Source organism: Paenibacillus prosopidis (assembly GCF_003337375.1).
Taxonomy (GTDB): Bacteria; Bacillota; Bacilli; order Paenibacillales; family Paenibacillaceae; genus Pristimantibacillus; species Pristimantibacillus prosopidis.
On sequence record NZ_QPJD01000039.1, the window covers coordinates 1 to 7,484 of the forward strand.

5 protein-coding genes and 1 pseudogene are annotated in these 7,484 nt (G+C 37.6%); 4 read left to right on the plus strand and 2 right to left on the minus strand.

Annotated features, from left to right (window positions below; all coding sequences use genetic code 11):
- Positions 1-231 precede the first annotated feature (231 nt).
- Positions 232-798 (plus strand): histidine phosphatase family protein, encoded by a 567-nt coding sequence (locus tag DFP97_RS29605; RefSeq protein ID WP_114384256.1) that lies wholly within the window; start codon positions 232-234, stop codon positions 796-798.
- A 215-nt stretch (positions 799-1,013) separates the two neighbouring features.
- A pseudogene (locus DFP97_RS29610) lies at positions 1,014-1,148 on the plus strand (IS110 family RNA-guided transposase); the annotation flags it as partial.
- A 944-nt stretch (positions 1,149-2,092) separates the two neighbouring features.
- Here the strand turns inward: DFP97_RS29610 and DFP97_RS29615 are convergent.
- Both DFP97_RS29615 and DFP97_RS29620 read right to left on the minus strand, forming a co-directional pair.
- The gene (locus tag DFP97_RS29615; protein WP_114384257.1) at positions 2,093-3,688 is read right to left on the minus strand and encodes a response regulator; all 1,596 of its coding nucleotides are present in this window, start codon (positions 3,686-3,688) and stop codon (positions 2,093-2,095) included.
- Positions 3,681-5,501 carry a sensor histidine kinase gene (locus tag DFP97_RS29620; RefSeq protein WP_181873740.1) on the minus strand — a complete coding sequence of 607 codons (1,821 nt, stop codon included), beginning with the start codon at positions 5,499-5,501 and terminating at the stop codon, positions 3,681-3,683. Before DFP97_RS29620 ends, DFP97_RS29615 begins: the two co-directional genes overlap by 8 nt.
- Positions 5,502-5,690: 189 nt before the next feature.
- On the opposite strand from DFP97_RS29620, the gene DFP97_RS29625 reads away from it, so the two are divergent.
- Complete coding sequence (locus tag DFP97_RS29625) at positions 5,691-7,013, plus strand: ABC transporter substrate-binding protein (RefSeq protein ID WP_114384259.1); 1,323 nt, start codon at positions 5,691-5,693, stop codon at positions 7,011-7,013.
- Between the two features lie 235 nt (positions 7,014-7,248).
- A partial coding sequence (locus tag DFP97_RS29630) for a hypothetical protein (protein WP_147275121.1) occupies positions 7,249-7,484 on the plus strand: 236 nt, incomplete at its 3' end.

Consider the following 7,484-nt stretch of genomic DNA (forward strand, 5'->3'; position numbering starts at 1 on the left):
CAAGGCTAAGGCCTTTGTTCAGTAAGATGATTTGAAGAGCCGTATGCCTTAATTGGGCACGTACGGATCTGTGAGGGTTTGCAGGCCCAACCTACAAAATGGTAGGCCTGCATTCTACTCGACTTGTTTCTCGAATATTTTCTGAGTTGGATAATTTTATAAACTTTATGAATATAACGTTATGTGAAGTCACAGTGTGATATTTAATGAAAGCATCTAAAGGAGACCTGTATGAAGACAATTATCTATATGGTTAGGCATGGAGAATCACCATACAATGAAGGAAATGAAAGAACAAGAGGGCTTACCCCAAAAGGAAAGATCGATATTGAAAAAGTAACGAAGTTACTTATAGGTGAAGGAATAGACATAATTATATCAAGTCCTTATACTCGAGCAATTCTTAGTGTTGAGGGATTGGCCGAGCATTTAAAGTTAGATATTAAAGTATTTGAAGATCTTAGAGAACGTCATTTTGCATCTTATATTATTGAAAATGCAGAGTTAATGTCTAGTATCAGAGAGAGTTTTAATGACCCTAATTATACCTTGTCGGGTGGAGAGTCTAATGCTGCTTGTCAGAAAAGAGCAATCTCAGTTCTAAAACCCATATTAAAAGAGCATAGAGGGAAGAAAATAGTAGTCGGGACTCATGGTCTTGTAATGACTTTGATGATGAATCATTTTGATCCAGCTTTTGGCTTGGAGTTTTTGAATCAATTAAAGAAACCAGATATCTATAAAATGCAATTCGAGGACTTAGAATTAGAAGAAGTAACTAGAATATGGAATGCTTAGATTTTATAAGGTTTATCGAAGAGGAGTGTGACATAACATAACAGAGTATTCACGCTGCGGGGGACAAGCCCCCTTGGTCTGCCGAGGGTTCTCGGAATTAAGCTAAACATTCCTGTATAGCCTAAGAAATGGGCTTTGTCAAAAAAGGAGCGCCTCGGTATGATGGGTTTGTTCACGGGTTTGAAACCCAACACCATCAAGGAGGCGCTCTTATTATGAAGTTTAAGCAATCAGTCGGACAAAATCAACGGATTGAACGAATTACCACATCCCATCTTGTTGTAGGTATCGATATGGCAAAGGAAGTCCACGTAGCACAAGCCACGAACTTCCGCGGTATTGTGCTTTCTAGAAATTGACTCATTCGTAGGATTTCAAACAAAGAAAGCACGGAGGACCGAGTTCGTATCCGATAAGGGCACAGACCCATCAGCTAAACGGTATCGGTCTCCACACCTTGGATAAGTGTAACGAAGGAATGTAAGGGCAAAGACCCGTCGAGTCGTGGGATGGTAAACTTCCAGGGATCTAGTGGAGCATGCGTGCAGTAGAAAGTAAATTGGGGAAATGTTCCGAAGTGTTCGTTTCTTTTATTTGCGCATGCCCAAAACAGGGGCCTCATGGGTGCTATAACTTATTTCCTACCGACCACTTCATTCCAAAGTGAAGAAATCCTGCGAATGACTGAGTTTACGTGAGATAAACCCTTAAAACTGAGGGACGGGTAGGTTAGTTCAATGAAGAGACTCTATACAAATGATGAAGGAGCTGCCGAGGCAGCTCCTTTTACAGTGCGCCCAGCATGGGCGCTATCTCTAGGGTTCAAGTCCCGAATGGTGAAGGCAGTAGTAGCCATAGCTTAAGGCAAGGGTGTCCACCGTGAGGTGGAATCTGAAGGAAGCCGGCGGCAAATCTCCGGTCTGAAGAACACGAACTTGTTCTTGTCCTCCGAAGCTGTCGGTGGACAAGAACATATATCCTTAGCCGTATTAGGACAAGAACATGTATCCATAGCCGATTAAAGTCTTCATGGTTTGTGTCCTCCGACAAATAAAAAAAATCCTCTATCTTTCTCAAATGATGAAGAAGGTTTTAAGAGTCTTCTTCGGTGGATCCAGTCGCTGCAAACCGCTTACACTTTAACGGCAGCCATTGTTGGAGATCTATAATCACTATATTTTTTTAAAGATAAATATAAGTTTCTCATGAAAAGTAATGAGGAAAGGATTGAGAAACTAACACAAAATGTATTTTTTATTTGGAGTTCTTCCGCCTGCACACCTCTAGCGAGTCTTTAAGACAGATCTCCGTTACGAAATCTATTTGGACTATAACCAGTATATTTTTTGAAAATCCGGCTGAAATGCTCTTGATTTGCGTAGCCGACAGCTTCACTAACCTCTTGTATGGTAAGCGAATCTTTCTTTAGTAGTTCCTTGGCCTTTTCAATTCGAATTTTTCTTAGATAACTAATGAAGGTTTCCCCAGTACTTGAAAATAGACGACTTAAATAGGAGTCGCTAACATGAATATACTCACTGACTGATTTTAAGCTAATATCTCGATAATAATTGCTTCTTACGTATTCTTTTACAATATTTATTTTTGAAGTTGAATGTGTGAGGCTTTCTTGGATTTGTTTGTAAATGTCTAATAATTTCAATTTGATATAATTATGAATTTCTTCAATTGTCTCGAATTGGTCCATTACTTCAATGATAGATATATCATTGTCATCGACAGATATCTCATTTCTTTGTAAAAAGCCGACCGTCTTCAAAAAAATAGAGAGGTACGTATTGAGGACTTTTTTCATATCGGACTGAGATTTCAAAACCATAAAAATCGAAGTTAAAGAATCCTGGATCCTATTTACATCCAAATTCATCATGGCATCCATTAAATCTCTTTCATGATGTAATAACGTGGTCTCGTTATAATTTTCCAAAGGCATAGCCTTTATCAGATTTTGTTGAAAGTAAATGTTACCCTTTCCGTTAACAATTTTAAGATTATTTGCCGCAACTGCTTGTCTATATAGCATAGGGATCTTGTCATATCCATTATCGACATCGCTAATTCCTATCGTGAGAGAAACATTTAATAACATGCCGCAAGCATATTTAACGTTGCTCAAGAAACTTCCAACTTTTTGTAAAACGCTTGCTGTACTATTTTCATTTACAAACCCGCTTATAAAAGCATATTTTGACTTTTCTATTCGAACAACTTCACCCAGGTTGAATTCCTCTGTTTTTTGCAAAAGTAATTGATAAACGGATTCGATGATATTAGCAAAAGTAAGCGCATCCAAGTTGTTTTCTAATGTTTTATAATTGTCTATAGTTAAAGCCGCAACCGTTATATTAACTTTTGGGATATTCATATTTAAATTTTCTAATTGACTTTCAAAATCTGATTGAATATTTCTAATTACGTTATTCTCAAGAAAATTTTGTTTATAATATTGGATTGACTTTTGGGTGATTTGATGATGTTTTTTGTTTGAATCACCATGATGATTAGCTTTTTTGAATAAGGAGAGAAGTGTTTTGAAATCCATTTCGGATTTTAATACATAATCCTGAATCCCAAGTTGGAAGGCTTCCCTTACAAATTTAAAATCATTGAACGAACTCAATACGATGATTGGAATGATTGTATTTTGACATCTAATCTCTCGAATGAGCTCGAGTCCGTTCATTTTAGGCATAGTAATATCAGTAAGAATCAGATCAATTCCATTTTCGTCATTTTGAAATTTTTCAAGTGCATCAGCTCCATGATATGCTTCGCAAGCGATTTCAAATCCATGTAATTCCCAATACCCAAGAGATTTAATGGCAAGCCTAATAAGGGGTTCATCATCAACAAGTAAAATTCTATACATGGATATCACCTTCTGCCGATGTAATCATATCTCGAGTAATTGCCGGAAGGATTAGTTTCATTTGTGTTCCTGATTCTTCATCGCTATAAATTTCCAAGCCATATTCTTCGCCAAAGTTGAGTTTTATTCTTTTATTTACATTGTGAATACCAATGTGATTGAAACCTGAATTTTTTTCATTGTGATGTTTAAGAAGTGTTTCTATTTGACTTTTTGTCATACCTACACCATCGTCATTTACGGATAGCTCGAGATTAGGGCCATTCCTCTTTGCATTTACATGGATATTTAACTTTTTATAGATATCACCCATTCCATGAAGAATGGAGTTTTCTACTAATGGTTGTAGAAGAAGTCTGAGAATATAAAGTTCTTGAGCTGAAGGTTCTATTACGAGTATGACTTCAAATCGATCGCCATATCTTAATTTCATTATATCAGCATAACTGCTCAGGGTGTTAAACTCTTCTTCTAAGGGTGTATGCATTCCACCTTTGGAAAGGGTATTAACAAGCAGAGTTGATAAGGAAGTTGTCATTTTTTTGATATGCTGTGCACCGTAAATATCAGCCATCATCGATATCGAATTAAGAGTGTTTAGCAAAAAATGCGGGTTCACCTGATATTGAAGGGCCTGAAGTTCCAACTGCAGCTTTTCATCTTTTTCACGATCTATCCTTAGAATTAAAAGATTAATGTGTTCCACCATTTTGTTAAATTTCTTATATAGCTTCGCAACTTCATCATAGCCGGAAAGTTGTAACCGTCCTTTGAAGTTATTCTCTTCCAAGCTGGACATATGATGAATTAATTTATGGATTGGGCGAAGCAGCGTACGGTATATCGAGGTGAAAAATACAATCATGAATACCAGCAAGATAAAACTAAAAGCAGTAACAACGACTGAAATGACCTGATTAATATTTTGGGTAAGCTCGTTTAATGAAGTTGTGTTGATCACTTTCCATCTGGTGGATGGAACTGTATAATACGTCATCAATAACTGATCTTTATTTGATTTGTAGATTTGCCACCCGTAGTTATTTGTGAAAAAATGCATACTTTTCTTGATAGGTTCAACTTGATCGTCTTTGGAGTAAACAATATCCCCAGACTCCGAAAGGATATCCAGTCTGCCGACTTGACTGAGCTGAAGGCCAAAAAACTCTTTTTCAAAAGCGGTGTCTTTAAACGTAATAAATATAAGCTCTACCTCGTTGTCTTCTGTATATTGATGATTAGGATTATTGACTAATGTGGCAATGGCAAGTGATTGCTCGTCACTATGAACATTTGAAAAAAGCGAATCATTGACCTTGCCAAGAACACGAAGATGTTCGTTATTACGTACCATTTCTTGATACCATGATGATAATTTTATAGGGGAAGGTTCAAATGCATAGCGATTATTGAAGGAATAGTATTGATTATCTTTATAAACAAAAGTAATTCCGGTGAGATCTATGGTGTAGTTGAATAAATAGTTTAAATCACTGTCAATTTGCTGGCGAAGAGCTAATCGATCCGCCTCATTAGTCAATGTTCGGAGTATATTCACTCGATCGATAATGCTTTGCGGTCCATTATAAGTACTATTTTCATTCGTGATGCTGGAAGCTGTAAGGATATGCCTCAAAATATTGTCATCGATTTTTTTGGCGATTTGTTCAGTTAACTGCAGATTTTTATTAGTATTATTCGTAATTAACATATTGACTTCATTTCTATAAATATAGACGCCGGAAAGTATTAATGGAATTGGGATAAATATAAGAAAAATGGTAACGAACCTAACAATAACCCATTTTTTCATAAGACGTACCATCCTGTTGTCCCTCCGTTGCTATTAAGTATCAAAATGTTATCATACTCATAAATTAATATACAAGGTAATGATAGATTAAAAATGTTATAAGATCATATAATTCTAATTATTATCAGGGTACAATAAGGACGAGGCGTTATTGAAAGCGCTATCTAACGCAGCATGGAGGGTATCTAAATGGCGAGATTAGTAACAAAAAAGGGGATAGACCTCGTCTTAGCGGGAATTCTATCAATCATGATTGTTTTAACGGGATGTGGAAGCGGCAGCAATAGTACAAACTCATTTATAAGCAGCAATTCAAATGAGAAAATAACCTTAAGTGTTGCCATTTTGGCAGAGGATTTGGATTATTGGAAAAAGACGTCTCAATCGGATTCTTTTAAAAAACTGTTGCCCAATGTGACTCTGGATCTCCAATCCTTTAAAGATATAGAATCGTTGTACAAATCATTAATGGTAAGGCAGTCAGCCAATGAAATGCCGGATTTATTCTATGTTAAGCCATATAAAGTGATTGACCTGAAGGACTCGTTATATATATGGGATAAGAGTGATCCTCTGGTGCAAATGAATAAGGCTGTTGACTCGTTTAATGAGCTCAAAGCGGGAGATGGGAAATATTACGGTTTGCCAATGAAGGGATTTGGGGAATGGGTTTTCTATAGTAAATCCATCTTTTCCGAATTGGGTTTAACGATACCAAAAACCTGGGATCAGTTCGTAAGTACTGCTAAAGCTATTGAAGATAGCGGGAAGTATCAGGGGTTGGCGCTCGGAGGAAAAGATACTTGGACGCAATATCCGTTTGTAGCCTATTTAGGAACTGTTTCTTTTAACGATCCCAATACGGATAACGAAGCAGCCATGATGGATACGCCATTTAGTCCAGACGGCCACTATTATAAGGCTTTTGAAATGGTAGAACAGCTTTATAAATCGGGTGCTGTTGGAAAGTCGCCGCTAGGTATCGGATATCCTGAAGCGGAACGGATGTTTTCTAATAAAAAGGCGGGTATGATGGCTATCGGCCAGTACTATTATACGGATTTCCTGACGATGGGCGGGGATATAAAAGACCTGGGTCTATTCCCGTTACCGGTAGTGATTGACCCGAATGAAATGAACAGACAAGTGTATAATATTGATCTTCCTTTCTGTATTTCCAAGGATAGCAAGCATATTGATGTCGCAAAGAAAGTGATTGAATGGTATTTTAGCCCTGAAGTTTACAAGCCCTATCTTGAAGAAAGAGCCATGAGCTCGACCATCAAAGGAATTGATCCGCAAAATATCTTTACAGATGCAAGCAAGCAATATAATGCGCAGCCGTTCTTTCCGAAAGCTGGGGAAGTGAATTTTGTAAAATTGCAAAAAGAAACCAAATGGGATCCTACAGTGGTTGGCGCACTAATGTTGGCTGGAAAAGATTTTCGTCCCATTTTTGAAGACCTGAATAAGAAATGGACAGCTGCAAGACAGAAATTTGGTATGAAATAGGATGAACAAAATGTAAATTTTGCTGAAGAATGCTGTGTCAACTGCACAGCATTCTTTTTAATGACGTGTTACGATGAGCTGCCGTCTTCAATTATAATGGAGAATTTTAGGCGCTTCTAAAGAGTGGCGTAAGCATGACAAAAAATATCATTAAATCACAATTTATATCATGTGACCTATATTATAAAGCGGTTAGAATAAGTCCTGTAAGCGATATCAATATAGGGGGAGAGAAATGAAACTAAAAGTTGTATTGATGACATGCGCTGCAGCGTTAATCTGCGTTGGCGTTATAGCCATCAGGTTCTACTTCTCTGATGACGATCCTGTCTTTGCAGAGTTTGGACCCTCCGTAATGTACACTACGCCGTCAGGTGATCCGGGACCCGGCGCGCTTTACGGCAGAGCGCTTCGACTGCAGCACTCCAAATCCGCCAACGGCACCATGCTAGCCACGTTCGAGCAGTATGT

What these genes read in the sequence shown, in the direction of transcription:
- DFP97_RS29605 (WP_114384256.1), top strand. Translation starts at nt 232, where the DNA reads ATGAAGACAATTATCTATATGGTTAGGCATGGAGAATCACCATACAAT.
- DFP97_RS29620 (WP_181873740.1), bottom strand. Translation starts at nt 5,501, where the DNA reads ATGAAAAAATGGGTTATTGTTAGGTTCGTTACCATTTTTCTTATATTT.
- DFP97_RS29625 (WP_114384259.1), top strand. Translation starts at nt 5,691, where the DNA reads ATGGCGAGATTAGTAACAAAAAAGGGGATAGACCTCGTCTTAGCGGGA.
- DFP97_RS29615 (WP_114384257.1), bottom strand. Translation starts at nt 3,688, where the DNA reads ATGTATAGAATTTTACTTGTTGATGATGAACCCCTTATTAGGCTTGCC.